Consider the following 12,969-nt stretch of genomic DNA (forward strand, 5'->3'; position numbering starts at 1 on the left):
GAGCCCTGATTCATGGGCGGTTAGCTGTGTTTAAGCAGGGAACCGAGAATACGGGTCAGGTCCCGTAGCGAATTACAGGATTCCACCCGGGAGCAATAGGGCGCGTACTCGGACATAATGGAATCGCCCGTGTTCCAGCTGTTGCGCCCCTCCGGATTAAGCCACAGCACCCGTTGGCTGCGCGCGTGCACCTGTTGCCAGATATCCGTTCTGCCATCGGTATTGTTGTTGCGAGCATCGCCAAGCATGATGACCGTTGTGCGATTATCGATTTCACTCAGAGCGAGTCGTTCAAAGTCGCTCAAGGCCTGGCCGTAATCGGTGGGGCGATTTGCCCAATGCGCCATGATTTCGGCCAGCGCTTCGTCCATCTCCAAGCGCTCAAACAGATCTGTTACCTCGCCGAGCTCCGAGGCGAAGACAAAAGAGCGTACCCTGGGTAAAACATCCTGCAGACTGTGTAAAAACAGCAGGAGGAAACGTGCAACCCGGGCTACGGAGCCACTGACATCGCAAAGCACCACAACCTTGGGGCGTTCCACGCGGGTGGACTTCCACTTGGTATGAAACAGAAACCCGTCAAAGGCCGCATTGGCGGCAATGGTTTTACGCACATCCAGCAATCCCCGTTTGGTCACCCGACGACGACGGCTGTGGAGTGCCGCCAATTGTTTGGCCGCCTTGCGCACCAATCGACTCATTTGTTGATGGTAGTGGTGATCGACGTTGGTGAGTTTTACTTTCTGCAGATTGGACTCCCGCAAACGGATGCCTCGGGCCTGGGTAAACAGGAGATATTGTTGCTCCACATAGTCCCGTACCCGAGTTCGCAGCTGTTCCCTCCGCTCCAGCAATGCCTGCACCAGCTGTGGTTCTTCATTGTTCGCCTGGAGAGCCTGTATTTCGGCGTTAAGTTCCGGCTCACCCAATTGTTGCAGCATCTGGTAACTGACGCGGGATTTCTGTGTAAACACCTGCATATTGCTGGCGCCGGAACCCGCGGCAGCGCTGGCAATGGCTATAGCCAGAGCGGCGTCATCACCGGACATCAGCTGCTGCCCCAGTGGCGATTGAGGGGGAGCGGTGCTTTCAGCAGGTTGCCCATCAGTGCCTGGTGGTGTTTCCACCGACTGTGGCTCACTGCTCACTTCGTCTGCCGCAGACTCACCATTCTGGTTTTTGTCGCCATCAACGACTTCCGTGGAGTCATCACTGGTACCGAAGGTGAAGAAATCATCAAACAGGGATTCCAGCTGCAGACGATGCTCCGTACTCTTGGCCAGGGTGGTGCCGAGCACCATTTTCAGTCGACCGCGTTCCTCGATCCCCACCAGCTGTGTGGCCCTCAGGGCATCCAGAGTTTCGGCCGGGGAGATGGGCAGGCCCTGCAGGCGCAAGACCTGGATAAAGTCACCGATTAGCTGCTGCACAGGGTTTAGCGCCGCTGTTGCCGGCTATTGCTGAGCAGCTGGTTGATTTCCGGCGAAACCACTTCGATATCATCCTGAAATTTCAGCAGCAGGTTGAGTGTTGTCTCAATCCAGTCCCGATCCAGTTCCTCCACGTTGAGCAACAGCAAAGCTCTCGCCCAGTCGATGCTTTCACTGACCGCAGGCACCTTTTTTAACGCCTGCTGACGCAGTTCATTAACAAAGGCCACCACTTGATCTCGTAGCTGTTCGCCCATCTCGGGTACTTGGGAAGCGATGATCTGCTGTTCCAGAGCAGCCTCAGGGAAGGGGATATGCAGGTGAAGGCAACGTCGTTTGAGGGCGTCACCCAATTCGCGAGTATTGTTACTGGTCAAAATCACGATGGGTTTGGAACGGGCCTTCACTGTGCCAATCTCTGGAATGGATACCTGATAATCGGATAACAATTCCAGCAGGAAAGCCTCAAATTCCTGGTCGGCCTTGTCGATCTCATCGATCAACAGAATGGCACCATCGTCTTCCCGCAGGGCTTGCAGCAAGGGACGGGTTTCAAGAAACTGTTCCGAGTAAAAGATATCGCCAAACTGATGCAAGCGCTCTACGGATTCATTAAGCCCCTTGGCCCCGCGCATCACATCACCCAGTTGGTCCTTAAGCAACTGGGTGTAGAGCAGTTGCTTGCCGTACTTCCACTCATACAGGGCTTTGGCTTCATCCAGTCCCTCATAGCATTGCATGCGGATAAGCGGTGCCTGCAGGTATTCCGATGTTTTCTTGGCCAACTCGGTTTTGCCTACTCCCGGCGGGCCCTCTACCAGAATCGGCTTCTGCAGCTGACAGGCCAGAAATACGGCTGTGGCAATGGATTCGCTGCAAATGTAGCCAAGTTGCTGGAAATTACTACGGATGTGTTCCGGTGAGGCGATTTTATCGCGGTGCTTGATGATCACAAAAACGTCCTGGGTGATGCACTTATTGGAAAACTGAGTGTCTATGCTACTTTGATTTACAACTTTTGCCACTGGCTGTAAGCGCCATCACCTTACCCTAAATGACTGTTTTGGCTGATTTTCCATATCGCAACCGGGAATTTACAAGGTTTTAACACCTTAGACCGATGGCCGATGGCCGATGTGGTCAAAAGCCGTTACTCTTTGGTATGGGCCAATAACAGATTGCAACCAGGCCACTAATGTTAATGTTCGGTTCACAGAACCCCCAGGAAGAACAAAAAGTGATCAAATCCATCGGGCGCCATGGCTTGCTGCTGACCGCCAGGGAATACCGCTGCTTCCAACTTGCTCAAGAGGCTCGGCGCACGGCACGACTGCGGGAGCTGCGGCAGTGGCGACGCTACTTCTGGCCAACCGCGGTCAATCGATTCTGGTACGCAGGTAATACCCACATAAAAGTTGTGCTGACGGCCTTGTTGATACTGATCTCGCCTTTATACGTCGCTATTGGCCTGTTGTTTTATCTGTTCACCCTGATCTGCCTTCCTGTTCGCATGCTACAGACGTACCGGGTTCCCAAGACCCTGAAGGCTCCGGGGGAGAAAACCCTGATCGGTTTACACAACGCCTTTCAGCCAATTATGGACATGGGAGATCAGCTATACGTGGAATGTATGGACAACTGGGTCGAAGAGCTGTTCGGCAACAAAGCTGCCCAGAAGCAGAATCTGAGCCGTTATATGAAGGCCCTCGCGGCCAAACGTCAGGACATTGATCCAGTCACAGGGCAGGTTATGGAAGGAATTCGCAGTAACCTGAGTGTTGCCAGAGAGTATCTGTCCCGGGACCTGGGGCATTATCTCCAGAATCAGAAGAGCCGGCGCTCAGCGGCAGCCTGATTCTTGGACCCTTGCCAATAATACGCAGTTCAGGACTCAGTATCGAAAGGCGATTTGGGCAGATAGGGCAAAATCATTTCGTGACTGTTATCGTATACTTTCTGCACGTTTGGCAGCAGTCCCACTTCCATACGCCGTGACAGCATAGTGATGGGGAACAGACAGTACTCCGTATCAGCAACACAGATCGCCCGGCTGCGACCCACCTTGTCTTCGTACACCACCCACTGCAGTCCCCATTCGGCGACCATCACATTGCCTAATACCGCGCCCAGTGCTTGCAGGGACAAACGTTCGTCCTTCTGAATCAAGCCCCGATGAATGACACGTTGCAGCAATCGCAGGTCTTGAGTGGTTCCAGTGACCTGCATACCCAGTTTGATTCGCGCCATTTCGTCGATTTTTTCGACCTGGCGTTCCAGATGCCGGCGGTCCATCCAGGAAAGCTCTTCAATGGAAACCGCCTTCTTGTCGGTATCCAATACATCCTGAGCAAAGGAGGCATTGAACAGTGACAACAGCAGACAGAGGGACAAAAAGCGTTTCATAGGAGGTTCAGCCCACCTTAGCAGAGCATTTAACGGAGGTTCAAAAAGAGGCGGACATTATAGGCGTTGTTACGGCGCTGTACAGGCTTTCGGGAAACTGATCAATAATTAACCAGAAATGCCCATTGTCGCCAGTCGATGATTTTATGGGGTGGGCTCTTATATAATGCCCTGCCGTTTGACCAGAGATCAGGAAACTCTATGCCCATTACTGAATGTATCGCCCACGCCATCAGTCGCAGCGGAACCGAAGCACCGATTGAACTCAGACTGCGCGAAAACAATCTGCCCGTGGACGGCTATCTGGAAGAGTGGGTCAGGGACTTTAAACAGGCTTATATTGCCAAAGCGGGCAAGGAATATGGCCAATTTCACCCGGAGGCCGCCAAAAGCCAGGTAGCCCAGTGGTTGCGGGAGTATCGGGACAAGAAATTCAGTTTTCAGCGCTTTAGCCACAAAGCCATGGAACACTTTCAAACGCTGCTCCAGGACACGGAAGTGGTGATTGACGGACATCTGGTGTTTGCCCTGGAACAACTGGCCGATGCCGACAGTCTCTACATCTTCCTGGGGCTCCACAGCGAAGGACTTTATCTGGATGGCGACCAAAACCTGCAGACCAGCCGTTATATGGATATCAAAGGACTGTTGCTGGCAGCCAAAATCGATCTGACCACCTGGCAGAGCGATGAAGAAGGCAGTTACTTGTCCGTGATCAGAGCGCGCGGGGAGAAGGACCTGACGGACCAGTTCTGGAACTGGCTGGGCTTTGCCGACCAGCGGGATCTGGCAGCCGAAACCACCAGTTTTCTGGAGGCGGTATCGGCATTCAGTGAAACCCTGGAGGAAGAAGAGGTCCAAGTGTATCGCAACAAGGTGGTGGACTATTGCCTGGACCAGGACAAAAAGGGGCAGGCAGTGGTTATCCGCGACCTCTCAGAGCATATCGACGACGAAAAACCCGATCGCTTTGCCCGTTTTATGGAAGAGAAGCGTTCAGATACCCCACCGGCAATCATGCCGGACCGCCGGCAGCTGAAGCAGTACATTCGCATCAGCGGCCGTAACGATTTGCTCAGCATGAGCTTTGCCGCGGAATGCCTCGGTGAGACTATCGTCTATGATAAAGGGGAGGACAGCTTGATCATCAAGAATATTCCGGCTCCGCTGAAATTGCGTCTGATCAAGCACCTGCAACAGGAAATTGAAGCCGCTGAAGGGTGAACACCGGAGGACATTCCATGCAAAATTTTCTGGCCAGTGTGGTGTTATTGTTAATTCTCGCATTGGGTGGTCTGTATTTTCACAGCCAGCAACAATTACAGCAGGTGCATGCTGATCGTCAGGCATTACTGCAAGAAGTACAGGCGCTACGCAAAGAGGTAGCGCAACTCAATGCCAAGGTGGCCCAGTTGGATGAAAGCAGCGTGCAAGGTATCGTCCGTGAGGCAAACAACGCCATACTCGATGGCTGGGAATCACTGGTCAATACGGTGGAAAAAGAAATCCAGGAAGCTCGTCGCGCCTTCGAAAATGACAATCCTCCCAAATCCGACTCGCCCCGGTATGAATCTCCGGACGGCACTGAACGCATTTAACGCAGGGTTTATGTTGCTCTGTTAGGAAATCTCTACTCTTAGATCTGACATAAGGATATCTCATGAAAGCAGTAAAAATTATCGGTGGGCTGGTGGTTGCCGCCATCGCCGTTGTGGCGATTGTTGTCGTTGTGGGCCTGCAAAACCTCGACCAGATTGTGAAAACCGCCGTTGAACGGGTCGGCCCGCAGGTCGTCGGCACGGAAGTGGGGTTGGCTGACGTCAAGTTGGACCTGCAAAAGGGGCGTGGTGAATTACACGGACTGACAGTCGCTAACCCACAGGGGTTTTCCAACAACAGTGCTTTTTCTCTGGGTGAAATCGCCTTGGATATTGACCCGGCCAGTCTCACCGGTGATGTTATCGTGATCAATGAGGTATTGATCAGCAAGGCGCAGCTACTGGCGGAACACAAAGGATTGGCGGAAACCAATTTACAGGCGCTGCTGGACAATGTGAAGAAGAACTCCGGATCTTCGGGCAGCACAGAATCCCAAACCAGCGAAGCAGGAGCGGACGTCAAGCTGGCCATTGAAAAATTTACCTTCGAAGAAGGCGCCATGAAGTTGCAGTCGGAAGAGTGGGGTGAGCAATCCCTTAAACTGCCGACGATTAGGCTGAAAGACATAGGTTCCAAAGAGCAGGGATTAACACCGGATGAGCTGGCTTCTGCCGTTATCCAACCCATTTTGGCCAGTGCTAAGGAGGCCGTACAAGACCATTTGGAAGATCTGGCAAAAGAGAAAGCCAAAGAAAAACTCAATGAAAAGTTAAAGGAAAAGCTGGGCGAGGACGGTGCTGAGAAGTTAGACCAGTTGAAGTCACTTTTTAGTAAATAGTTTTCAGATCACTCTAAATTATCGAGATTAATATATGACCGTCAGCTGAGTGCCATAACCGGTCTTAGAAATTCGCAGGATTGGTACTCTGACGGCGTTGTTTATGCGTAGGGCGGATTAGGCGCTTGCGCCGTAATCCGCCGGTTCTGCCGGAGATGTTCGTTGGCTGCGGCCCGGTTTTTAACACCCTTGAATATGCCTGCAACAGGTGATTTGTACACGGCCGCCGCCAATTTAAACCTTCGGCGGATCGGTGGATTACGAAGCGCAAAGCGCTTCTAATCCACCCTACGTCGTGCGGTCGTTGCAGACATTATCGAACGCCCATGGTGCCCTGAACCAGGATTATGAACTTCCGCTCCTGGCACAATGCCACCCCCTAAATTCAAAGATAAACCGAGTCTAACCCAAACTCAATCGCTCCCTGGCCGCCTGATACTGTTGCCTTAACTGCGCAATAAACTCCGCCGCTGTCTGTACCTTTTCCACGGCCCCGATACCCTGGCCACAACCCCAAATATCCTTCCAGGCCTTACTGTCCTGATCGCCCCCGGAACCGAAATTCATTTTCGTTGGATCGCTTTCGGGAAGATTGTCGGGGTCCATACCTGCGTCTTTGATGGAGGGCTTGAGATAATTGCCGTGCACACCGGTAAACAGATTGGTATAAACAATATCATCTGCAACACTATCAACAATCATCTGCTTATAGCCATCAACCGCATTGGCTTCCTTGGTAGCGATAAATGCCGAACCAATGTATCCCAGATCCGCACCCATGGCCTGAGCTGCCAAAATAGCATCGCCTGTGGCAATAGAACCGGACAATAGCAGAGGCCCATCAAACCACTGCCGAATTTCCTGAATCAGCGCCAGGGGTGACAATGTGCCTGCATGACCGCCTGCTCCGGTCGCAACCGCCACCAGACCGTCCGCGCCTTTCTCTATTGCCTTGCGAGCAAAGGTGTTATTAATCACATCGTGCAAGGTAATGCCACCATAGGAATGCACGGCATCATTGACATCCTTACGTGCCCCCAGCGACGTAATCACAATGGGCACCTTATATTTCACACACAATTCCAGATCCTCTTCCAGGCGCCCATTGGAGCGGTGCACAATCTGGTTAACGGCATAGGGCGCTGCAGGAGAATCCGGATTTGCCTGATTGTAGGCGTCCAATTCTTCGTTAATTCGAATCAGCCAACGTTCAAACTCTCCCTCACCGCGCGCATTCAAAGCGGGAAAGGAGCCAACCACACCTGCTTTGCACTGTTCGAGCACCAGATTGGGGTTGGAAACAATAAACATGGGAGAGGCCACTGCCGGAATAGACAGACGGCCTTTGAGGATGTCGGGTAACGCCATGGATTGGACTCCGTCAAGACAAACAACTGCAGAATCACTGGAGAATAGCACCAGCATTTGAAACCGAACCAGCGTTATGACCTGCCTAAATCACCCGATTTCGGAAATTACCAAATCAATGGCAGTTTTGGCAGAACTTTGCCATTGCTGACAGGCGTATTTTGCTTTGTTCCCAGTCGCTGGTCGAAAGTGCGCCTGACTCTGTGCTGCTACCGGTTACTCAGGTTTTACCCGCCAACCTATGACTCTGGCTGGATTACCCGCCACCTTGGCCCCGGCAGGCACGTCTTTTGTTACCACACTGCCCATTCCGATAACCGCTTTGTCTCCAATAGTTATGCCATCGACAATGCCCACATTGGCCCCAATCCACACATCTTCGCCTATGCAAACCCCTTTGGACGTGACTGGTTGCTCGGCAACGGTTCTGTCCTCTTCCATACCATGGTTAAAAGCAAAGATGTGAGTATTGGCGGCAATACGGCTGTTGCAGCCCACTTTGATTCCCCGACGACCGCCATCCAGCACCGCGCCCTGATTGATACTGACACCATCACCGAGGACGATCGGACCATGAAGAAACGCATTGGCGGCAATTTGAACGCTATTCCCCAGACGAACTTCTCGTCCGGGTTCGGCAAAGACTTCAGCCTCGGGAGCGACAAAACAGTTGGCCCCGATCACCACAGTTTCCATATCCATTAAATGAGACTGCACTTGCAGCTGCCATTGCCTCGCCCACTCAGCGTTGCGGGGTTTTAACCGGTAATACAGCCAGGGCATATAGCTGAGTCGTTTTTTATGTTGTTCGCGATACTTATCCATAATCCGTCTCGCCCCTATATCAGGCCGCTTTGGCAAAGGCGGGAATTATGGAGGCACACTGAATTATTGTCGATGAATTGCAAAATGGGTGAGACAAAGGAGGCAAGAGGTGTCCGTTTTTCGGCGGGTTATGGTCGTCTGTTATTGAGCTTTCCAGGCAAACGGATCTTGTCGGGATAACCGCCGCAACTCCATAACAGCGGGCACTTCAATAAGCACCCTTGGGAACTCCCCTTGCGCATGCGCGATAAAACGGACACCTGAACAGAGTATAGCAAACGGATTCGCGGCCGCCCGGATTAAATGGAATTTGCGACGGAAAATTCCGCCAGTACCGGACAATGATCCGACAGATTTGGCCAGTAGCCGTCGCTGCAAACCGTACCGCTGTGCCAGTTCAGCCCCTGAAAGTAAATACGATCCATAGCAACTGTGGGCCGACTTGCAGGAAAAGTCGCCTGAGGCGAGCTTTGTCGATAGGAGGTTACCTCCTGCAGTCCCAATTTACGGGTCAGGAAACGATGGATTCGTTGATGCCAGTCGTTAAAGTCTCCCAACAGAATCAAAGGTTCATGACGGTCAAAAGCGGCCAGCCACTGTTGGATCCTCCTGGCTTGGCGGAATTGTTCATACGGAAGAAAACCCAAATGCACACAGGCCAAATGGATCTTGGTGCTATCGATTTCCACCTCACCGCAGAGCAGCCCCCGGCGGGAAAACCACCATTGGCTTATATCGTGGTTGCGGGTAGTGAGAAAGGGGTATTGGCTCAGTAAGACATTACCGTGATGACCATGCTGATAAATGGCGTTTTTGCCGTAGGCGTAGTGAGGCCAAACGCTATCGGCAAGAAACTCGAAATGGGATTCCGGGTGCCAGTTTTCCCACTTTGCCTGATGCCTTCGGTGTTCACCCAACACTTCTTGCAAGCCAACAATATGGCTGTCCGTCTCGCGAATGGCGTCACGGATGTCGGCCAACACATAGTCGCGATTTCTGACGGTAAAGCCTTTGTGGATATTGTAGGAAAGCACGCGAAAACGAGTCATAGGCCGGTCTTTGATTACATCCAGTAACGCAGTAGTAAAGCCAGTTTTCCCAGCAGCCATGATGCGAGATCACGGCGTTCACTCAGCACCTTTTCTGACTGTTTGAATAACTGTGTCATCCAGTGTTGCAGATGAGTCTGGGACTCCTCACACCACAGACGAATATCCAATTCCAGATCGTGCAAAAAACTGCGATGGTTAAAGTTGGTACTGCCAATCAAGTATACCTCATCAATGATCAGTGCCTTGGCGTGGAGAAAACGCGCCTGGTATTCATATACCGCGATGTCACTCGCCAGCAGATCCGCATAATAAGTGGCAGTCAGGAAAGGGAAAATACCAATGTCAGAGTGGCTTGGTACCACGATGCGAACATCCACTCCTTTGCGGCGCGCGCGCTTCAACGCCGTAATCACCCGATGAGAGGGGGCGAAGTAGGCACTGGCAACCCAGACCTGTTGTTTAGCTGCTTCGATGTGTCGTACCAGCAATTGATTTTTGCGCCGACGGGTCCAGACACTCAGGTTATTCCAGTAGAGCGAAAACAAACCGCTGCCAAAGTGTGCCTTTGATCGGTTCCACAGAGAATCAAAGTGTTGACTGATCTCCGTCACGGCGCCACCACATACCCTCACGCCAATATCCTGCCAGCCTTCGCCACCCTGGCCAGGAGGAAGGTGAGTGACACTGATGTTAAAACTGCCGCTCCAAAGAAATCTGTTATCCACCAGGCACAGCTTGCGATGATCCCGTTGATTGACACGACTGACGAGATACAAGAATTTGGTGAGAAAATCGCCCCTCTTCACCGCACGATGGTAGTGGTGAATCTGCCAGGGCAGGGGATGAAAGACTTTGACTTCGATGCCGTTGCATTCCAGTTGATCTGCCAGCTCTGCCGACCCTCGATAGGAGCCCACGGCATCGATTAATACCCGTACCTGAACCCCGCGATCCCGGGCTCGGCACAGGCTGGCGGCCAGGCGTTGCCCAATGGCATCGGGTGAAAAAATGTACACTTCCAGATCGATACTGCGACACGCCTGATCGCAATCCCGGATCAATGCCTCAAAATAGGCGGAGGCATCATCGTAGAGTGCTTCCTGACTCCAGCCGGAGTGGGTTTTGGGGTCAGGCGCCTTGAGAAGGCTCATCGATAATAATCACACCGTCAAGGCAGGTGACTTTGATACCGTCGAGTCGTGGATGATTGTCGCACTTGAGCCTTTCAGCAACATCCGCGGCATCAAGCTGCACAGTGCCCAGATGCAACACCCGTACGGCAATACCTTTACAACCCTGGTGGCCAAGCAAATCCCTCAACTGAAAACTGTTCAGTTGATATCGCCCGACCGGGAACAGTTCGTGTAACTCTACAAAAGTATCATACTGCATAGGTTCTCCTTATCCGGATCAACGAGTTAGAATACGCAGGTGTTTTATGCGCAGATGATCTTAAGACCAGATGATTTTAAGACCAGATGATTTTAAGAATAGCGCAAGCCAACGGAATTCCCTTGATTTGGTTCAAGGTTCCGGACGGAAAATAATAGGTATAGGGTGAACGCGCTGCGTATTATTGATCAAAATAACGACTATGTGATTGTGAATAAGCCGGTTGGGATGACCGTTCAACGGGATGACGGACATCCCGGGGTGTTGGCTGAAACCGCGGAGCTGTTAGGTTTGGAAATACTCTATCCCGTCCACCGGTTGGATCGAGTGACTTCCGGCCTGCTGCTGATGGCAAAGACCACCGCGGCCAATCGCCAATTATCCATGGCATTTGCCGAACATCAGGTACAGAAATACTATCTGGCGCTGAGTGATCGCAAACCCAAAAAGAAGCAGGGATGGGTAAAAGGCGATATGGAAAAGGCTAGAAGAGGCGCCTGGCGTTTACTCAACAGCCACAAAAACCCAGCGGTTACCCAATTTTTTTCCCACTCCCTGGCACCAGGCTGCCGCGCTTTTCTGCTGCGGCCACGAACCGGAAAAACCCACCAGCTGCGGGTCGCCTTAAAATCCCTGGGAGCGCCAATTCTGGGGGATACGCTCTATTCGGGAAGCGCTGCGGATCGGACCTATTTACACGCGTATGGACTTGAATTTATCTGGCGGGGAGAGCACCGGGTTTACCGCTGCTGTCCCCAGCACGGGGAGGCTTTTGCGCAGCCGGCGCTGTTACAACAGCTGGACACGAATTGGGCAGTCCCCTCGGAGCTGCCCTGGCCTTAAACGGCTTGTTCTGTGCTTCTGGCCCTGGTTATTCGTACAGGCAAAGGTAAGAGCTTTCGACTTCGGCCTTAACCTGAAAACTCTGGTTGGCTTCGACGGTAAAGGTTTCACCTTGCTTGAAGGTTTGCCATTCACTGCTGCCCGGCAATTTGACGGTCAAAACACCACTGGTCACCGTCATGTATTCCTTTTGGCTGGTACCGAATTCGTAGTCGCCCTGGGCCATCACACCAACAGTGGCGGGTAACGTTTCAGTTTGGAATGCGATGGATTTAACCTTGCCGTCAAAATATTCGTTGGTTTTGAACATAATATTCTCCCTATAGGGATCCAATAATTTCAGGGGAGGGCGATTATACGGTGGAGCCACAGGCCTGACCAGTGCAAGCGCTTCTGCTACACTGCGCGGCCTTAACCCTTATCGCAACCTCAGGGCTAACCATCAGATGGCAATCCTCTGGCAGAAACGCGTTGGACGCGGCGCCAAGCAAACGCTGTACGAAGTGCGCAGCGCCGGACGTACCCGACGGCTCTACACCAATGGCGTATTTCACAGCCAGTATAATCCCGCCCGTCCGGTGGCAGGCTCCGTTTGGGATCTGTTGTTCCTGCCCGCTATGCTGCACAAACCCGGCGATATAAAGCGGGTACTGGTTCTGGGGGTCGGGGGTGGAGCCGTTATAAAACAGCTGGAATACTTTCTGCAGCCTGAATCGATCACTGGTGTTGAACTTTGTCCAGTGCACCTGCAGGTGGCCAGGCAGCATTTTGATGTCAAGGGCAAACATATTCACCTTCACTGTGGGGATGCGGTTGCCTGGCTTAAGGCGTATTCGGGGCCAGCCTTTGATTTGATTATCGAAGACCTGTTTGGCGAATTCGAGGGGCAACCGCAGCGGGCGGTGGCAGCCGACACATCCTGGTGTCAACTGCTGCAAAAACACCTCGACCAGCAGGGTACTCTGGTAATGAACTTCGACACGCCAAACGCACTGGGGCGAAGCGCCTGGCGTCGGGACCGTACTCTAAAACAGCAGTGGCGCCGGCAGTATCGCTTTTCCACTCCGCTTTACAGTAACGTGATTGCGGCGTTTACCCATCAGAGCACCAACCGCAGGCAACTGACCAGGCATCTGCAACAGTTTCGGGAACTGGACCAGCGTCGCAGCAACTGCGCACTGAAATTCGAAATGCGCAGTTTGCCTCGATAGATTCGATT

Annotated in this window: 15 protein-coding genes; 6 read left to right on the forward strand and 9 right to left on the reverse strand. The window is 52.5% G+C overall.

Translation table 11 applies throughout. The features are described 5' to 3' along the window. Window positions 1–20: 20 nt before the first annotated feature. Together HBA55_RS38095 and HBA55_RS29265 are read right to left on the reverse strand one after the other, a co-directional pair. The gene (locus HBA55_RS38095) at window positions 21–1,430 is read right to left on the reverse strand and encodes a VWA domain-containing protein (RefSeq protein ID WP_166998832.1); all 1,410 of its coding nucleotides are present in this window, start codon (window positions 1,428–1,430) and stop codon (window positions 21–23) included. Between the two features lie 5 nt (window positions 1,431–1,435). After that, complete coding sequence (locus tag HBA55_RS29265) at window positions 1,436–2,383, reverse strand: AAA family ATPase (protein WP_166998834.1); 948 nt, start codon at window positions 2,381–2,383, stop codon at window positions 1,436–1,438. A 248-nt stretch (window positions 2,384–2,631) separates the two neighbouring features. Here HBA55_RS29265 and HBA55_RS29270 point away from each other — a divergent pair, with 248 nt between their 5' ends. Continuing rightward, window positions 2,632–3,285: a hypothetical protein gene (locus HBA55_RS29270; RefSeq protein WP_166998836.1), complete on the forward strand. Its 654-nt coding sequence runs from the start codon at window positions 2,632–2,634 to the stop codon at window positions 3,283–3,285. Window positions 3,286–3,314: 29 nt separating this feature from the next. Here HBA55_RS29270 and HBA55_RS29275 read toward each other — a convergent pair whose 3' ends face one another. Continuing rightward, window positions 3,315–3,833 (reverse strand): DUF3806 domain-containing protein, encoded by a 519-nt coding sequence (locus HBA55_RS29275; protein WP_166998838.1) that lies wholly within the window; start codon window positions 3,831–3,833, stop codon window positions 3,315–3,317. A 201-nt stretch (window positions 3,834–4,034) separates the two neighbouring features. Here HBA55_RS29275 and HBA55_RS29280 point away from each other — a divergent pair, with 201 nt between their 5' ends. From HBA55_RS29280 to HBA55_RS29290, 3 genes are all read left to right on the forward strand, one after another. Beyond that, window positions 4,035–5,057: a nucleoid-associated protein gene (locus tag HBA55_RS29280; RefSeq protein WP_166998840.1), complete on the forward strand. Its 1,023-nt coding sequence runs from the start codon at window positions 4,035–4,037 to the stop codon at window positions 5,055–5,057. A 17-nt stretch (window positions 5,058–5,074) separates the two neighbouring features. Continuing rightward, entirely contained in the window at window positions 5,075–5,431 is a 357-nt protein-coding gene (locus tag HBA55_RS29285) for a hypothetical protein (RefSeq protein ID WP_166998842.1), read from the forward strand. 62 nt (window positions 5,432–5,493) lie between these two features. Then, entirely contained in the window at window positions 5,494–6,270 is a 777-nt protein-coding gene (locus HBA55_RS29290; protein WP_166998844.1) for an AsmA family protein, read from the forward strand. A 402-nt stretch (window positions 6,271–6,672) separates the two neighbouring features. Here HBA55_RS29290 and HBA55_RS29295 read toward each other — a convergent pair whose 3' ends face one another. From HBA55_RS29295 to HBA55_RS29315, 5 genes are all read right to left on the reverse strand, one after another. Further along, a complete protein-coding gene (locus HBA55_RS29295; RefSeq protein ID WP_166998846.1) occupies window positions 6,673–7,638 on the reverse strand; it encodes an NAD(P)H-dependent flavin oxidoreductase in 966 nt (321 codons plus the stop codon). Window positions 7,639–7,854: 216 nt separating this feature from the next. Continuing rightward, a complete protein-coding gene (locus tag HBA55_RS29300) occupies window positions 7,855–8,463 on the reverse strand; it encodes an acyltransferase (protein WP_206020028.1) in 609 nt (202 codons plus the stop codon). Window positions 8,464–8,762: 299 nt separating this feature from the next. Further along, window positions 8,763–9,512 carry an endonuclease/exonuclease/phosphatase family protein gene (locus tag HBA55_RS29305; protein ID WP_166998848.1) on the reverse strand — a complete coding sequence of 250 codons (750 nt, stop codon included), beginning with the start codon at window positions 9,510–9,512 and terminating at the stop codon, window positions 8,763–8,765. A 14-nt stretch (window positions 9,513–9,526) separates the two neighbouring features. Next, window positions 9,527–10,666 (reverse strand): phospholipase D-like domain-containing protein, encoded by a 1,140-nt coding sequence (locus tag HBA55_RS29310; RefSeq protein WP_166998850.1) that lies wholly within the window; start codon window positions 10,664–10,666, stop codon window positions 9,527–9,529. Continuing rightward, window positions 10,644–10,907 (reverse strand): hypothetical protein, encoded by a 264-nt coding sequence (locus HBA55_RS29315; RefSeq protein ID WP_166998852.1) that lies wholly within the window; start codon window positions 10,905–10,907, stop codon window positions 10,644–10,646. Before HBA55_RS29315 ends, HBA55_RS29310 begins: the two co-directional genes overlap by 23 nt. 165 nt (window positions 10,908–11,072) lie before the next feature. Between HBA55_RS29315 and HBA55_RS29320 the strand changes: the two genes are divergently transcribed. After that, window positions 11,073–11,750, forward strand: coding sequence for a TIGR01621 family pseudouridine synthase (locus tag HBA55_RS29320; protein WP_166998854.1), 678 nt, complete (start codon window positions 11,073–11,075; stop codon window positions 11,748–11,750). Window positions 11,751–11,778: 28 nt separating this feature from the next. On the opposite strand, the gene ppnP is transcribed toward HBA55_RS29320, so the two are convergent. Beyond that, complete coding sequence (gene ppnP, locus HBA55_RS29325) at window positions 11,779–12,060, reverse strand: pyrimidine/purine nucleoside phosphorylase (RefSeq protein ID WP_166998856.1); 282 nt, start codon at window positions 12,058–12,060, stop codon at window positions 11,779–11,781. Window positions 12,061–12,196: 136 nt separating this feature from the next. Between ppnP and HBA55_RS29330 the strand changes: the two genes are divergently transcribed. Then, window positions 12,197–12,961 (forward strand): spermidine synthase, encoded by a 765-nt coding sequence (locus HBA55_RS29330; protein WP_166998858.1) that lies wholly within the window; start codon window positions 12,197–12,199, stop codon window positions 12,959–12,961. Window positions 12,962–12,969 lie beyond the last annotated feature (8 nt).

It is taken from the genome of Pseudomaricurvus alkylphenolicus, assembly GCF_011683955.1.
Taxonomy (GTDB): domain Bacteria; phylum Pseudomonadota; class Gammaproteobacteria; order Pseudomonadales; family Cellvibrionaceae; genus Pseudomaricurvus; species Pseudomaricurvus alkylphenolicus.